Consider the following 14,359-nt stretch of genomic DNA (forward strand, 5'->3'; position numbering starts at 1 on the left):
CACGCACGACCTTTTCGCCGCATGCGACGAATGTTCACGCCAGGGAAACCGTCTGGCCACTCTATGGCATCCGGACAAGGCCTCACGAACGGCACCGTTAGGTGCGGTGGATCACATCGGCCTGGTTGTCATGGAAAAGTGCCAATTTCCGATCGAACGTTGATTCGCCCCGTCATTAGCGATACCTTTACATCTATCCTGGTCGTCGGGCGCTAGTCAACGAAGGGAGAACCGTTTCGTGAACAGAGCGTCAGCTTTCTGCTGCATCGTCGCATTGAGCGTGATCTTCGGCGGATGCGGCAAGCAGGGACCGCAAAACGCCACTGAGGCATCGGGCGCATCCGCGAGCTCGGCGCCGGTTCAACCTGCACAAAGCGCGAGCGAAGCGGCCGCCGCGTCAGGCGCGCAAGGCACGGTCGCGCTGATCACCGTCACCAAGGCGCAGTTGCCGGCGGAGGCTGCCCAAACGCTGCGCCTGATCAAAGCGGGCGGCCCCTTCCCGTTTAGCGATGACGGCGTCCTGTTTCGTAACACCGCGGGTTTGCTGCCGAAACATCCGCGCGGTTATTACCACACCTATACGGTTCGCACGCCCGGTGCGACGGACCGCGGCCAGCGCCGAATCGTATGTGGTGGGCCGCGCAAGCAGATCGGCGAGTGCTATTACACCGACGATTACTACGCCAGCTTTAAGCGCATTGCAGAATAAAGACGGAACCAACTGCACGAGCGCCGCACGCCTGACGACAGTATCAATCCCGCGCTCCTGACCGTGCGCTAGCGATCAATGCCGATCTCACCGGCGATGATGCCGGCGTCGCATTTGAGCAATGGATAACTCGATGGCCGCCGCGACCGCCTCCCATTGGCGCTGACCGAAGTTGTCCGACGGTTCTGCGTTGACAACGATCCTTATCTCCCAGCAGACGATCCAAAGCGGTTTTCCGACGGTGCAATCTGTCAATCAGAAAACCTGAAGGCAGCCATCAGAACTATGAGATTTTCCTGCCATCGGGCATCTGCGATAGTGGTTCTCAACCGTTGTGTTGGATTTTCGTACCGCGCGTCGTCGACCAGGGAGAATCTGCATGCATCGTTTTGTGATCGTGGGAGGAGGGGCGGGGGGCATCGAACTCGCAACGCGGCTAGGCGATCGTTATGGCGGTCGACGAAGAGGCGGGGCGCAACGTGCGTCCGTTACGTTGATCGACCGCAACCCGACGCACATCTGGAAGCCCCTGTTGCACGAGGTCGCGGCGGGAAGTCTCGATCCATTCGCACAGGAACTGGCGTATGCCGCGCAAGCACAGTGGCACGGCTTCCGGTTCATTCAGGGCGAACTTGTCGGACTGGATCGTGGCTCGAAACACGTCCTGCTTTCGCCACTGCTCGACGACGACGGAACCGAACTGATACCGCCGCGCCGGATCGAGTACGACTCGTTGATTCTGGCCATCGGTAGCACAACGCACTACTTCGGCGTGCCGGGCGCGGCGGAGAACTCGCTCGCGCTTGACAACGTCGCTCAAGCGGAACGCTTCAGAAAGCGCCTGATTGCCGCTTGCATTCGCGCCGAACAAACACAAGACGCAGGTGAGCGGGGTGCGGGTGGAGCGCCTGGCGAACGCGCGCCTCGTGTTCAGGTCGCGATCGTTGGTGGTGGCGCTACGGGCGTGGAATTGTCCGCCGAATTGCGCAATACCGCGAAGGTACTGTCATCGTACGGCTTGCATCGGCTTGACCCCACACACGACGTCGGGATCGTGCTGATCGAAGCAGGGCCGCGAATTCTGCCAGCGTTGAAAGAACGCGTGTCCACCGCGGCTGCAAAATTGCTGGGCAAACTCAATGTCAAGTTGATGGTCGACGAGCGAGTCGCGGAGGTTACGCCCGGACTTATCCGCACGAAAAACGGCAAAACGATACGGGCGGATCTCACTGTGTGGGCCGCGGGCATCAAGGCACCCGCGGTTCTTTCAACGCTCGATGGTCTGACAGTCAATCATCTTGGACAACTCAGTGTGCGTCGCACGCTTCAAACCGATCTCGACGACCATATCTTTGCATTCGGCGATTGCGCGGCCTGTCCATGGTTGGGTTTCGAGCGCAATGTTCCACCGCGCGCCCAGGCGGCTCATCAGCAGGCATCGTTCTTAGTCAAGGCACTCAGGCGACGCATCGAGGGACAAAAGCTTCCGGAGTTTGCCTATCGCGATCTCGGCTCGCTAGTGTCGCTCGGGCACGCGAATGCGGTGGGGAGTCTGATGGGAGGTCTGATCGGCGGCAGCATGCTCGTGGACGGATTGCTTGCTCGCTTCATGTACGTGTCGCTGTATCGAATGCACGTTGCAGCGCTGCATGGCTATGCACGCATGATCGTCAATACCCTCGCGCATCGCCTGCGTCGAAGCACGGCGCCGCACGTCAAACTGCACTGAGCAATAGTTCGTTGTAAATGGCCAGAAGTGTCTGGCCGTGACAAATAAATCAACCGATTCCAAACACCAGCAAGACGGAGAGAACACCATGAACAGCTTAGACCTATCGCTTTTCAGCGTCGACTCGAGCAGAGGCGTCACGCGCGGTCGAAACGGCAAGGACGGCTCTGAAAATCGATCGCGCTCCGTGTACCGATCGTTTCTTGCATCGACGGTATCGACGATCGCCTCGAATGTGCCTGAGAGGCCCGACGTGTCGTCTGCCGCTGTTCTTGGCTACAACTGACACGCTTCGGTTCATAGAACGGCCAATTCACCGATCGTCCCGGGGCTCCCATCTATTCTCGTCAGGAATTGGCCTTATGAAGAATCAGCGAATTATCACTCCCCTATCTTGCAACTACGATCTAGCTGTCATCCATCACCAGACAGAAGATCTTCATGTCCACTCTCGCAGGGAAAATCGCCGTCATTAGTCGAGGTCATCGAGATTCGCGGAGTCAGCCTGGTTTGTGGTGGCGTTGAGTCAAGGAGTCGATATGAGTCAGCCAACGCTATTCACGCCGATCCGAGTCGGCAACCTGAAATTAGCCAACCGGATCGTGATCGCCCCGATGGCCCAGTACTCCGCCGAAGACGGCCGGATGAACGATTGGCACCTGATTCACCTCGGCCAACTGGCGCTTTCAGGTGCGGCGGCACTCACGATCGAGGGGACGGCGGTCACCCCCGACGGACGCACCAGCTATGGTGACGTCGGGCTCTATTCGGACGACTGCGAAGCCTCTATGGCACGAGTGCTGCAAGGCGTTCGGCGGTGGTCTGACACGCCGATTGGAATCCAGCTCAACCATGCTGGACGAAAAGGGTCTCGACAGAAACTATGGGACGGCGGCGCACAGATTCCCTATGATCACGCCAATGGTTGGCACACCTACGGCCCATCCTCGGTCGCTTTTGCCGCCGGGGAGACACCACCCGCCGCCTTGGACCGCGATGGTCTGGCCGCCATTCGCGATGCGTTCTCGGCCGCCGCGCAGCGCGCCTCCCGGTTGGGGTTGAATTTCATTCAGGTCCTTGGTGGACACGGCTATCTGCTCCATCAATTCCTCTCGCCTCTGTCAAATCACAGGGACGACGAATACGGCGGTTCATTGGAAAACCGGATGCGTTTTCCACTTGAAGTTTTCGAAGCCGTGCGAGAAGCGTTTTCGCATGATCGCCCCGTGACGATGCGGGTATCCGCTACCGACTGGGTGGACGGCGGGTGGTCCCTGCAGGACGCGATTGCATTTGTCCACGCGCTGGAGGCGAGAGGCTGTGCCGCAATCAATGTCTCAAGTGGCGGTTCGAACCCAGCCGCGCAAATTCCGATCGGGCCTGGCTACCAGGTTCCCTTCGCGCGGGCAGTGAAGCAGGCGACGACGCTCCCTGTCGTCGCCGTCGGCTTGATCACAGACTTCGAACAAGCCGAATCCATTCTCAGCACCGGAGACGCCGATCTGATCGCGCTTGCTCGGACCGTGCTCTTTAACCCTCGCTGGCCCTGGCACGCTGCCGCTCACTTTGGGACTCAAGTCAGGGCGCCGAACCAGTATCTTCGCTCTCAGCCGAGTCGGCTGAGAAAGGTGTTCGTTTGAATCGGTCTCGTGGCCAAGGGGGCAGTGACCAGTGATTCGACACGTCGACGAACGCGGCTTCGAGCTTATCTCCAGGTCGGAATGACGGATGCGGCGAGCAGCACGCCCATCGCGAGATTGAGGAGGCGCCAGTGGCTCGGGGTCCGAAAGAGCCGCCCGAGTAGCACGCCGAGCGCGCACCACAACGCGAGCGAAGCGCACGCTGCCACCCCGAACGCTGCACCGAGCAGCATCGCGAGGCGGTTCGGGTTGTTTGCGAGTAGCGCGAACGACGCCGCCGCGCCGACCGTCATCGCCCAGCCTTTCGGATTGAGCCAGAGCAGCAGGAAACCGTTGACGAGCGTAACCGGATGCGCGGGGCCGTTGCCCGCGGTTGGCGGCCCGCTGCGCGCGATGCGCCACGCGAGCCATAGCAGATACGCGGAGCCGAGCGCTTTCACTGCCGTTTGCAGCGACGGCAGCGCGAGAAGCAGACCGCCCAGCCCGAGCGCGGCGAGCGCAGCGAGCAACGCGAGGCCCAGAGCGATGCCGAGCATCAGCGGTATCGAGCGTACGAAGCCGAAGCGTGCGCCCGAGGCGGTGGCGAGCGTGGTCGCGCCACCGGGCGTCGCGGTCGCGACGGCGACGAAGAGCAGAAGCGGCAGTATCGAGGTCATCGGTGCAGATTCGAGGTCAAAGAATTTGCACTGTACGGATCGTCAAAGCATCGTAAAAGCTAATAATATTGATGCGGCACATTACGCGACATAATGCATAGATGAGCCGAAACCTCGACCTCGATCTGATCCGCACCTTCGTTGCCGTCGCCGATAGCGGCAGCATGACGGTCGCTGCGAATCTGCTGCACATGACCCAAGGCGCGGTGAGCCAGCAGGTGAAGCGCCTCGAAGAAGTGCTGGATTGCCTTCTGTTCGTTCGCAAGACGCGCCGGCTGGAACTGTCGCGCCAGGGCGAGCAGTTTCTCGTGAAGGCGCGCAAGCTGCTTCGGTTGAACGATGAAATCTGGGCCGACATGACCGCCCAGCCGTTGCGCGGCGCCTTGCGTGTGGGCGTGCCTTACGATCTCGTGACGCGGCTTGCGCCCGCGATGAAGGCGTTCGCCGACGCGCATCCGCACGTCGAAATTACGTTGACGTGCGCGGCGTCGTCGGAACTGAGCGAAGCGGTGAATAGTGGTCGCCTGGACGTTTCTTTGGTCGAATATGTCGCCAGTGAAGCCGAAGGTGAAGTGGTCTGCATCGAGCCTTTGGTGTGGGTCAAGGGGCGCGGCAGTGAGGCGTGGCAAAAGCGGCCGTTGCCGCTGTCGATGGTAGACGAGCGTTGCGCTTTCCGTCCGGTGGTGCTCGGCGCGCTCGCGGACGAGGGCATTGCGTGGCGCACGGTGTTCGAGAGCGGAAACATCGAGGCGACCGCCGCCACGGTGCGCGCGGGCCTCGCGGTCACGAGCTGGCTCGCCTCCACGGTGCCGGCCGATCTGGAGACGTTCGCACCTCGCGTAAGCGGCTTGCCAGCACTGCCTCCGTTCGCGATCTGTCTGCGCTTGCCCGCGACGGTTCAGCCAGCGGCACAGGAATTCGCGCGGCACGTGCGCGAGTCGATGTCGAGCGACGCAGGCACGCGCCGCGCGCCGCTAGCGAACATTGCGTGACGTATAGCGTTTGAAGTGCGCTCCGGAGCGTTCCTACAAGCGCTGCGGCAGCGCGGCCGCAAAAAAGTCAGTGACCCGGCGCACGCGCGCAGGCACGAAACGCCGCCGCGGCCAGATGACGCTCACATCACGGGCGTCCCGAATGAAATCGTCCAGCACGGTCACGATGTCCGGATGCTTGAGTTCGTCGGCAAGCGAGAGCTTCGCGAAGAGGCCGATTCCCACGCCCGCGAGCACGGCCGAGCGGATCGTCTCGACGCTATTCGACGACAGGTTGCCGCGCACCGGTACGCTGAACCGGCCACGTGGCCCATGAAACGGCCAGTTCGCCGACTCCAGCAGACCACCGTAGAGCAGGCAATTGTGATTGGCGAGTTCCGCAGGTTCCTTCGGTACACCGTATTGCTCGAAATAGCGACGCGATCCGACGCAGACTAGCGGAGTGCTGGCAATTCGCTTCACGACCGAATCCGGATCGTTGATGGAGCCCACTCGAATCGCGAGATCGATTCGATCCTCCACCATATCGCGCACGAAATCCGACAACACAAGATCGACCCGAAGACCGGGATGGCGCGACAGCAGCTCGGGAATCAGCGGAAGCACGTGCAGGCGGCCGAACGTAGAAGCGGAGGCGATCCGCACGAGGCCCGAGACATCCAGCGTACTGCTGGTCAGTTCGCTGTCGGCCACCTCGATCTCGTCCAGCAACGGCTTGGTCCGCTCGTAGTATCTCTGCCCCTGATCCGTCAAAGTCACGCGGCGTGTGCTTCGGTTGAATAGCAGTACGCCGAGGCGCTTTTCCAGCGCGCCGATCGACTTGCTGATGGCGGACTGTGACTCGCCGGTTCTGCGGGCCGCGGCGGAAAAGCCGCCCGCTTCGACAACCGCGAAGAAGGCGTTCAATTCGTGAAACCGATCCATTGCATTTCTCTCGTGGGACCTATTCTCTCGGTGAATGGATCTTATGATAAATCCGCCGATTATCATTCGTGGGGGCCGCAATTACGATGTGACTTCCATTCAACAACAGACGGAAGTTTCAATGAATGCTCTCGCAGGCAAGACCGCAGTCATTAGCGGCGGAACGACGGGTATCGGCTTGGCGATCGCCCAGCGGTTCGTCGCTGAAGGCGCCCACGTCTTTATCTTCGGCCGTCGGCAAGGCCCGCTCGACGAGGCCGTCAGACTGATCGGACGCAACGTTACCGCTATTAAGGCGGACGCCGCGAATCTCGATGACCTCGATCATGTCGCCGCCGCAGTCAGGAACGAAAAAGGTGTCGTCGACATCATCGTGTCGAACGCGGGCTTTACCGAGCAGGCTTCGATCGACACCATCACGCCCGAGCATTTCGACAAGGCATTCAACCTGATGGCGCGCGGCCCGGTATTTCTGGTGCAAAAGCTGCTGCCGATGATGACGGGTGGCGGGTCGATCATCCTGGTGTCTTCGGCCATGCACGTGATGGGCATCCCAGGGCACACCGCCTACGCGGCGACCAAGGCCGCGTTGCGTTCCTATGCCCGCACCTGGGCCGCCGAATTCAAGGATCGCGGCATTCGCGTCAACATGCTTAGCCCCGGTGTCACCGATACCCCGATACTCGACTCCCAGTCGGCGACACGCGAGGATCTGGTGAGCATGTACAAGAGCATGGTCCGATCGGCCGACTCGCCCGGGCCGAAGAGATGGCCAACGCGGCGCTCTTTCTCGCCTCCGAACAGAGTTCCTATATGACGGGCTCGGATTTGATGAACGACGGTGGCATAGGCCAGGTTTGAGGGTTACGCGCGGATTTGAGTCCGACATCGGAAGGAATGCACCATGACGTATTCAACTATCGACCCCGGAAAACTCGCCGCGGCGCTTGGCCGCGAGCTCGCCGGCAGTGGCATGGCTATTGGTGTTGTCAACGCGCATAGCCCTGAGTCGATCGAGTCAATGGCAAAGCAACTCGGTGCGCAGGTCACGGCCATGAGTCTGCAAGCTGCGCCCGGCACGGAGGTCATGATCCTCGCCGTGCCGTTTCGCACCCACGCCGTCACTGGCGATCAGCAGTCCAATCCGGACCAGAAGGTCGTTGTCGACGCGATCGACAACGACAGCATCTCGCCGGATGAGCTGATGGGTCTGCTAAATGCCGCGAGGTGAAGACCACGACGATGTTTGCCCGGCGTGCTATCTGGCGCGCGCGTGGTACCACTCGACAGCGTCCTCGCCGGCAGGGATGTTGAACGGGCTCGATGAATCGGTCGCGGCGAGCCAAACCGCTTCGGCGACATCCGATGCATGCGTGACGGCCGTTTCTTTCTCCCACTTCGCGAAAATCTGCTGCGCGAGTGGGTCGTACGGCTCGGGAAATCCGTCTTTCATGCGAGCCCGCGCGTTTTCGCCGAAGCGGGTGGAAGGCGCGCGCCCCGGCAGCACGACACGCACGCGTACATTGAACTGCTCCAGTTCGAGCGCGAGCGATTCGCTGAACGCGTTGACCGCGGACTTGCTCGCGGTGTAGACCGACAGCAGATGCAGCGGTCTGCACGTGACGGTCGACGTCACATTGATGATCACGCCTTCGCGGCGCTCGCGGAACTGTGGCAACACGGCCTGCGCCATCGCGATGGTGCCGAGCGTATTGGTCTCGAAGATATCGCGCACGGTGTCCATCGGCGTTCCTTCGAGCGCGTTCAGAAAGCCGATACCCGCATTGTTGACGAGCACGTCGATCCGGCCTGCTGCATCGATGACCGCGCGAATGCATTGCGGGTCCTTCACATCGAGGGCGAGAATCGAAAGACGATCGGAGCGCGGCAACACATCTTCACGTGGCGTGCGCATCGTCGCGATCACCCGCCAGTCGCGATCCAGAAAATAACGCGCGATTTCGAGGCCAAAGCCGGACGAGCAACCGGTAATCAAGACGGTCTTCATGTCGAATCCTGTGGTTGATGACAGTCCCGACACAATAAGTCCTGACCGCCAGGACTCGCTACAATCGAGCGTCCAGGTTTCATTCGAAATCGTCCGATCATGATCGACCCGCTCGCCGAAATCGTCACACTGCTCAAGCCGACTCCCACGTTTTCGAAAGTGCTCAGCGGCGCCGGGCGCTGGCGCGCGAGCCGCACGGAAGTGGGCCAGCCGTTCTATTGCGTGGTGCTCGAAGGATCGCTGCGACTATCCGTCAATGGTTGCGAGCCGCTGATTCTTCAGGCCGATGACTTCGTGCTCGTGCCCGAAGTTTTCAGTTTCACGATGACGAGCATCGATCCGCCCGACGATGACGACGTCTGCAATAGCGCGCCCGCGGCGCTGCCCGACGGCAGTTTTCGTTTCGGCGATGCAGCGCTCGCGCCACAAGCGCAATGGCTTGCTGGCCTCTGCGCGTTCGGGTCGCCGGATGCGGCCTTGCTTGTGTCGCTGTTGCCCAAGCTCGTGCACGTGCGCGGTGAACGCAGGCTTGCGACACTCGTCAAGCTCGTGAGGGAAGAATCGCGCGCGCAGCGGCCCGCGCGCGAGGTCGTGCTGGCGCGACTGCTCGAGGTGCTCTTCATCGAAGCGTTGCGAGCCACGGGAACCGGGGCATCGCCCGGACTGGTCCGTGGCCTCGCCGATCCCCGTCTCGCGCTCGCCATCCGTCATATGCACGAAAGCCCGCACCAGCCCTGGACGATCGCACAACTCGCAAAAGCCGCCGCGCTTTCACGGTCCTCTTTCTTCGATCGATTCAGCCGCGCGGTCGGCGTCGCACCGATGGAGTATTTGTTGTCGTGGCGCATGGCTATCGCCAAGAACCTGCTGCGCCAGAACGAAGTCAGCATCGCGGCGGTCGCGGAACGTGTCGGCTACGGTTCGGCGAGTGCGTTCAGCGTCGCGTTCACGCGTCATGTCGGACTCCCGCCGACGCAGTATGCTCGTGACGCGGCGAATGTCGTCGCCGCTCGATGAAGTTTCGTAGCGCAAACGCCGTGCTTCGCCTCACGCGATCTGCGCATCGCCATCGTTAGCTGCCTCGCGCTCGAGCAGCGGATAAGCGAGCGCGCAGATGTGCGACTGAATCCGCACGAGATCGCGCAGCACGTCGAGATGCAATGAACTCGACGCGATGCTGTCGGGCTTGCCCTCGCGCAGGCGGTCCAGATGAGCGTCCCGCGCGGCGCGCTCGAGACGGCGCAGCGCCTGTTTGTCCTCGAGCAGCTGCGCCGCGGTCTGTGTCCTTCCCGACACGAGCAGCGCCTGAGCCCGGTGAAAACTGTCGATCACCAACTGGTGCAGCGCGCGCAGGTCCTCGGCGCCTTCAGCCGAAAAGCTCACCTGTGCCTTGATCTTTTTCTGCGCGAGCTCCATCAGATTCTTGTCGACGATATCGCCGATATGTTCGAGGTTGATCACGGAGGTCATGATCGCATTGGCCCAGTGTCGGTCTTCGTCGTCGAGCGATTCGCGCGTCACCTCGGTCACGTAGCTTTTGATCGCATCGTGCAGCATATCCACCGCATCGTCGCGGGCCACGATCTCGTGCACCGCGCGCCGGTCGTTTGCGATCAGCACCGGCACGCTCGCACACAGCATCGCTTCGACGATATCGCCCATCCGGATCAATTCGCGGGTCGCGCATGCGAGCGCCTGAGAGGGCACCCGCAGCGCGGCTTCGTCGAGGTAGCGCGGCGCGTCGCCGTTCTCGGCGGCGCCCGGCGCCGGCAGCAGCCGTTCGAGAAGGCGCGCGACAGGCGCGAGCAGCCCCATGAAAACCACGGCGATCGCCACGTTCACGCCCGTGTGGAAGTCCGCGATTGCACGGGCGGGGCTACCGTAGACCTGCTGCAGCAACGTTGCGAGCGGCGAGCACGCGGCGAGCATCAGCAGGCACACACCGCCTCGCAGCACGAGGTTGCCGGCCGGCAGACGCCTGCGGCTGCGGTCAGCGCCCTTCGCGGCCTCGAAATACGGGTTGAGGGCGCTGCCGATGTTCGCGCCGAGCACCATCGCGATCGCCGTGTCCATCGGCACGGTATGCAGGTTGGCGAGCGACATCACGAACAGTACGACGGGAATGCTCGAATGCGCGGCCCACGTGAGCACGCACGCGAGCGCCGCGTTCAGCACCGGCTCGCCTGCCAGCGCGCCGAGCACCGTGCGCAGGGCAGGGGCGGTCTCGGCGGGCTGCACGGTCGAGACGAGGAGCGTGAGCGCAAGCAACATCAGGCCGAGCCCGATCGACGCGCGGCCGATATCACGATTGCGCGAGCCTTTGCCCCTCTCGAAGAGCGTCATGCCAACCAGCAGACACACCGGCGAGATCCAGCTCAGATCGAGCGAGAACGCCTGCACGATCAGCGTCGAGCCGACGTTGGCCCCCAGCATGATGGCGAGTCCGGTAACAGGCCGCATCAAGCCGCGTGCCGCGAACGACGACGCGATCATGCCGGTCGCCGTGCTGCTTTGCAGCGCGCCGGTGATTGCGAGCCCGGCGCAAAACGCGTTCACCCGGTTGCCGAGACTCTTGGCCATGAAGCGCTTGAGCGAGGCGCCGAACGCGCGCATCAGGCCGGACTCGACCATATGAAGGCCCCACGTCAGCAGCGCGACGCCACCCGCGAGATGAAGCACGATCATGATCATCTGGCACCTCCCTTTATGTTTTTGTCGTGCGCATCTTTCAGGCCCGCTCAGCGCCCGCCGCGATTGCCTCCTCGAGTATCCACGGCGCCTCCGGCATCTGCGCAGGTGTGACGGCGAGCGTCAGATCGCGGCTCTTTCCCTGAGGGTCAAGGGCGCCGTCATCCACGCACCATTGCGCGGTTCGAGATGCGCGAGAGCCCCATCAACACCGCGAGCGTGCCGATACCGAGGATCATCGTGAGCGTCGCGGCGTCGAAGATCGCACCGCGGTCGGACAGCGCGAAGATGCCCACCGGCAGCGTGACCCAGCCCGGCGGATAGATCATCAGCGTCGCACCGAGCTCGCCCATCGACAGTGCGAAGCTCAGGCTGAACGATGCGAGCAGGTACGGTGCGACGAGCGGCAGCGTCACGCGCGAGAGCTGGTAGAGCGGCCGGGCGCCGAGGCTCTGGGCCACCTCGCCGTATTCCGGCGCGACCCGCGCAAGCCCGGCCGCCACGTTGCCGTAGGTGAACGCCGAGATCAGCAGGAAGTGCGCGATGAAGACGATCGTCGCCGTGCCGTTGAGCAACACCGGCGGCCGGCTGAACGCGACCAGCAAGCCGAGCCCGATCGAAACCGACGGCACCGCGCTCGGTACGAAGAAGACCACGTCGAGCACGCGGCGCGGCAGGCCTTTGATGCGGCGCAGCGCGAGTGCCGCCCAGGTGCCGCTGACGAGCGCCGCGACGCTCGCGACCACGCCGGTCAGCACGCTCACTCGCAACTGGCTCGCCGAATCGGTATGCAGCACCCGCGCGTAGTGTTCGAGTGTCAGGTGGCTCGGCAGGATGCCGTTCCACTGTCCGCTGATGCTGGCTAGCGCGATCATCGCGACCGGCAGCCCGTAGACCGCGCAGAACAGCAACGCCGTGCCGCTCCACGTCAGCCATTTACCCCACTTAGCCCAGAGCAGCACGGCGACCTCCGCAAAGTGACACGACGGCGCGGTAGCAGGCATAGAGCCCGAGCGACAGCGCGATATTGACGACGGCGATCACACACGCGGTGGTGTAGTCGAATTCCTGGATCGCCTTGTCGTAAATCAGCAGCGGCAACGTGATCACGTCTTTCGCGCCGATAAAGAGCACGATGCCGAACTCGTTGACGGTCAACAGCAGACACAGGCTGCCGCCCGCCAACAGCGCAGGCAACGCGGCGGGCAGGATGATCTGCCGGATGATGCGCAGCGGCCGCGCGCCGAGGCTGCCCGCCATCTCGATCTGCGCGCTGTCGATCTGCGAGAAGCACGCGAGCAGCGGGCGCATGATGAACGGCGTATAGACCGTGATCTCCGACAGCACGACACCCCATTGCGTGTACAGAAAGTTCAGCGGCGGCAGCGGTAGATGGAACATTTCCATCAGCGACTGGTTCAGCAGTCCGGCCGAACCGTACACGAACGTGAACGCGAGCGCGACGAGGAAGGTGGGCAGCGCGATGAACGTATCGATGAGCCGGCCCACGAAACGCGCGCCCGGGAACGGCACGAACGCGATCACGAGCGAGAACATGAAGCCGAGCACGAGGCATCCCGCCGAGGCCGATACTGCGATCGCGATCGTGTGATAGAGACCGCTCAGGAACTGGCGCGAGCGCAGCACATGCTCGAAGTTTGCGAACGACAGCACATGCTGGTCGCCGCCCAACGCCTGCGCGACGATCAGCCCGAACGGGTAGAAGAACAGCGCGGCGAGCACCGCGAGCGGCGGCGCGATCCACAGGCCCCCCAGCCCCGCGGCCGGTGCGCGCGCGCGGGCCGGCGGCGCGATGACGATATCAGCCATGACGCTCAGCCTCCGGTACGAGAGTGACATCCGCGGGATCGAAACGTACGCTGAGCGCAGTGCCCGGCTCCGGCGGGTCCGCGAGCGGCGCGCAGGTGAGCCGCAGCAGCTCGCCTTCGACATCGAGCGCGATGCTGTGCATTTCGCCGAGCCACTGCACGCTGACGACGACCCCCGTCATTTCGTTCATGCGTTGTCCATCGCCGCGTGGCGCGCTGCCGCCCGCAACGAACTGCAAATGGTGCGGCCGCACGCACACGAAGCAGGCGGAGCCGGCCGCGAGTCCGTGATGGTTGTAGCCTTCGAGCAGCTGGCCGTGAAAGCGCACGCGGGCGCGCCCGTCGGCCAGCGGTTCGAGCTGCTGGGCCGGCAGCACGTTCGCGCGGCCGAGGAACTCGGCGGCGAAACGGTTCGGCGGATGACGATAGAGCCCTTGCGCGTCGCCGTAAGCGACCAGGTGGCCGTCGCGCATGATGCCGATGTGGTTCGCGAGAGTCAGCGCCTCGGTCTGGTCGTGCGTCACGTACAGCACCGTGAGCGACGGCAGCGTGCGGTGCAGCTTCGCGAGTTCGTCGAGCATCGAGCGGCGGATCTGCGCGTCGAGCGCGGACAGCGGCTCGTCGAGCAGCAGCACCTGCGGACGGATCGCGAGCGCGCGGGCGATCGCCACGCGCTGCTGCTGACCGCCCGACAACTCGCGCGGATAGCGCTTCGCATACTTCGCCATGCCGACGAGTCCGAGGCACTCCGGCACCCGTTCGCGAATCACCTCGGCGTCCGCGCCACGGGCACGCAGCCCGAAGGCGACGTTGTCCTCGACGCGCATATGGGGAAACAGCGCGTAGTTCTGCACCACCATGCCGATGTTGCGTGCGTACGGCGGCAGCCGGGTCACGTCTCGATCGCCGATGGTGATGCGCCCGGCACTCGGCTGCACGAAGCCGGCGACGGCGCGCAACGCGGTCGTCTTGCCTGAGCCGGACGGGCCGATCAGCGCGACGATCTCGCCGGGCTTCACGGTCAGCGTCAGAGACTCCAGAATGGTCTGGCTGCCGTAAGCCACCGACACGCCTTCGAAACCGATGCCGCTCGCTCCGTGCGCGATGACGCTCGGGGCAGTGGAGGCGCGCCGCTGCGGCCCCCTTTCCATGGTCATGCTGTTTGCCATTAGTCGCTCGTCGGT

General features: G+C 63.1%; 13 protein-coding genes and 1 pseudogene. 7 read left to right on the forward strand and 7 right to left on the reverse strand.

What is annotated here, in order from left to right:
* Positions 1 to 238: 238 nt before the first annotated feature.
* The 3 genes from BC1002_RS32675 (at position 239) to BC1002_RS32685 (ending at position 4,078) form a co-directional block, all read left to right on the forward strand.
* Entirely contained in the window at positions 239 to 709 is a 471-nt protein-coding gene (locus BC1002_RS32675) for a ribonuclease (RefSeq protein ID WP_013094255.1), read from the forward strand.
* A gap of 379 nt (positions 710 to 1,088) precedes the next feature.
* Positions 1,089 to 2,438: an NAD(P)/FAD-dependent oxidoreductase gene (locus BC1002_RS32680; protein WP_013094256.1), complete on the forward strand. Its 1,350-nt coding sequence runs from the start codon at positions 1,089 to 1,091 to the stop codon at positions 2,436 to 2,438.
* Positions 2,439 to 2,977: 539 nt separating this feature from the next.
* Positions 2,978 to 4,078 (forward strand): NADH:flavin oxidoreductase/NADH oxidase, encoded by a 1,101-nt coding sequence (locus BC1002_RS32685; RefSeq protein WP_013094258.1) that lies wholly within the window; start codon positions 2,978 to 2,980, stop codon positions 4,076 to 4,078.
* 65 nt (positions 4,079 to 4,143) lie between these two features.
* Here the strand turns inward: BC1002_RS32685 and BC1002_RS32690 are convergent, their stop codons facing one another.
* On the reverse strand, positions 4,144 to 4,734 hold the full coding sequence (locus BC1002_RS32690; protein WP_013094259.1) for a LysE family translocator: 591 nt from the start codon (positions 4,732 to 4,734) through the stop codon (positions 4,144 to 4,146).
* A 101-nt stretch (positions 4,735 to 4,835) separates the two neighbouring features.
* Between BC1002_RS32690 and BC1002_RS32695 the strand changes: the two genes are divergently transcribed.
* Entirely contained in the window at positions 4,836 to 5,726 is an 891-nt protein-coding gene (locus tag BC1002_RS32695) for a LysR substrate-binding domain-containing protein (protein WP_013094260.1), read from the forward strand.
* 33 nt (positions 5,727 to 5,759) lie between these two features.
* Here the strand turns inward: BC1002_RS32695 and BC1002_RS32700 are convergent, their stop codons facing one another.
* Complete coding sequence (locus tag BC1002_RS32700; protein WP_013094261.1) at positions 5,760 to 6,650, reverse strand: LysR family transcriptional regulator; 891 nt, start codon at positions 6,648 to 6,650, stop codon at positions 5,760 to 5,762.
* Positions 6,651 to 6,771: 121 nt separating this feature from the next.
* Here BC1002_RS32700 and BC1002_RS32705 point away from each other — a divergent pair.
* Positions 6,772 to 7,511, forward strand: a pseudogene (locus BC1002_RS32705) (SDR family NAD(P)-dependent oxidoreductase).
* 43 nt (positions 7,512 to 7,554) lie between these two features.
* Positions 7,555 to 7,881 carry an NAD(P)-binding domain-containing protein gene (locus BC1002_RS32710; protein ID WP_013094263.1) on the forward strand — a complete coding sequence of 109 codons (327 nt, stop codon included), beginning with the start codon at positions 7,555 to 7,557 and terminating at the stop codon, positions 7,879 to 7,881.
* Positions 7,882 to 7,908: 27 nt separating this feature from the next.
* Here the strand turns inward: BC1002_RS32710 and BC1002_RS32715 are convergent, their stop codons facing one another.
* Positions 7,909 to 8,658: an SDR family oxidoreductase gene (locus tag BC1002_RS32715; RefSeq protein ID WP_013094264.1), complete on the reverse strand. Its 750-nt coding sequence runs from the start codon at positions 8,656 to 8,658 to the stop codon at positions 7,909 to 7,911.
* Between the two features lie 99 nt (positions 8,659 to 8,757).
* Between BC1002_RS32715 and BC1002_RS32720 the strand changes: the two genes are divergently transcribed.
* A complete protein-coding gene (locus tag BC1002_RS32720) occupies positions 8,758 to 9,675 on the forward strand; it encodes an AraC family transcriptional regulator (protein WP_013094265.1) in 918 nt (305 codons plus the stop codon).
* A gap of 30 nt (positions 9,676 to 9,705) precedes the next feature.
* On the opposite strand, the gene BC1002_RS32725 is transcribed toward BC1002_RS32720, so the two are convergent.
* The 4 genes from BC1002_RS32725 to BC1002_RS32740 all read right to left on the reverse strand — a co-directional run bounded on the left by BC1002_RS32725 (position 9,706) and on the right by BC1002_RS32740 (position 14,332).
* Positions 9,706 to 11,349 carry a Na/Pi cotransporter family protein gene (locus tag BC1002_RS32725; protein WP_013094266.1) on the reverse strand — a complete coding sequence of 548 codons (1,644 nt, stop codon included), beginning with the start codon at positions 11,347 to 11,349 and terminating at the stop codon, positions 9,706 to 9,708.
* Positions 11,350 to 11,507: 158 nt separating this feature from the next.
* The gene (locus BC1002_RS32730; protein WP_013094267.1) at positions 11,508 to 12,308 is read right to left on the reverse strand and encodes an ABC transporter permease subunit; all 801 of its coding nucleotides are present in this window, start codon (positions 12,306 to 12,308) and stop codon (positions 11,508 to 11,510) included.
* Positions 12,292 to 13,176 (reverse strand): 2-aminoethylphosphonate ABC transporter permease subunit, encoded by an 885-nt coding sequence (locus tag BC1002_RS32735; RefSeq protein WP_013094268.1) that lies wholly within the window; start codon positions 13,174 to 13,176, stop codon positions 12,292 to 12,294. Before BC1002_RS32735 ends, BC1002_RS32730 begins: the two co-directional genes overlap by 17 nt.
* The gene (locus BC1002_RS32740; RefSeq protein WP_049870332.1) at positions 13,169 to 14,332 is read right to left on the reverse strand and encodes an ABC transporter ATP-binding protein; all 1,164 of its coding nucleotides are present in this window, start codon (positions 14,330 to 14,332) and stop codon (positions 13,169 to 13,171) included. Before BC1002_RS32740 ends, BC1002_RS32735 begins: the two co-directional genes overlap by 8 nt.
* Between the last annotated feature and the right edge of the window lie 27 nt (positions 14,333 to 14,359).

Origin of the sequence: Paraburkholderia atlantica (genome assembly GCF_000092885.1) — a bacterium.
GTDB lineage: Bacteria > Pseudomonadota > Gammaproteobacteria > Burkholderiales > Burkholderiaceae > Paraburkholderia > Paraburkholderia atlantica.